General features: G+C 43.3%; 1 protein-coding gene. It reads right to left on the bottom strand.

The window, feature by feature from the left end:
- The coding region (locus tag BLV55_RS14685; protein WP_176968439.1) for a hypothetical protein at window positions 1-1036 on the bottom strand (1036 nt) is incomplete at both ends.

The following is a 1036-nucleotide window of genomic DNA, read 5'->3' on the forward strand; positions in this document are numbered from 1 at the left end:
TCAGATTTCCGGTAGTAGTTTTTGAATGGATAATCGGCGGTAAAAACCGATAATGAGAACTTTTTGCCTGCTGTTCTGCCATTTTGCTTAGGAAACGAGTAAATCGGTCTTGTGAAGGTAAATCAGAAGGTGTTTCCAAAAACATGTCTTCCAATTGTTTAACATATTCCTCTGTGGAAGGACCGCCGTACACCGGATGGTACATACTTTCTGGAAAACGGTACTCAATGCTTTGGATTGCTTTTGGTTCAGATAAAACGGGAGGATAGACTATTTCTTCATGAGGCTCCAGATGCCAAGGTGTCTTGTACAAAGAAGAATACCGCTCAACACGCAATCTTGTTGTGTATCCAGAACCATTGGCGGTTGACTCTGCTTCCACACTCTCACTCACGATACTAATGTTAAGACTCATAGAGTTAGCTGGAGGAGAGGCTGACTCCCTGGGTCCTGGTGGTCTTGAATTGATGACAACAATATATAAAACGCCGCTACCTACCGTCCGTAATTCCTTCGTCTCTATCCCTGGTGTTGAGAAAAAATCTTCATGAATATGGAGGGTTTCTGTTTGGGAAATACCATCGACTATATCATCACCAAATTCAGAATAAACCACCTTCACCGAGGCCGTCCCATCAGAAAAGGAAGGTTCAAAATTTTCAGCATAATCCAGAAAAGCTTCAAATTGATTATAGTTCTGGAAATCATCTAAGGATTTAATGGTAGTACTAGTAGACTGACTACCAGGAGAACCATCCGAAAAACTCATTAGGCCCAGGGGTTCAGCAGCGGCCAGTGGGGCCGAAGCCTTCTCGGAAAACCCATGCACTACCTCTCCCTCACTGTTTACATGAGTAGAAGTGCCTTGAACCGTTAAAGTAACACTTTCCTGATGATAGTCAGGTCTTTCCAGGTCATAGATCTTGAGAGCATAATCCCGCTGATAATCCGTATTCCCCTCCGGGTCAAAGTCTGAATCGTAGTCTCGTCGATAGGTCGTATAAGCACGAACATAGCCATCATAATTAACAACACT

This window comes from Tindallia californiensis, assembly GCF_900107405.1.
Classification (GTDB): domain Bacteria; phylum Bacillota; class Clostridia; order Peptostreptococcales; family Tindalliaceae; genus Tindallia; species Tindallia californiensis.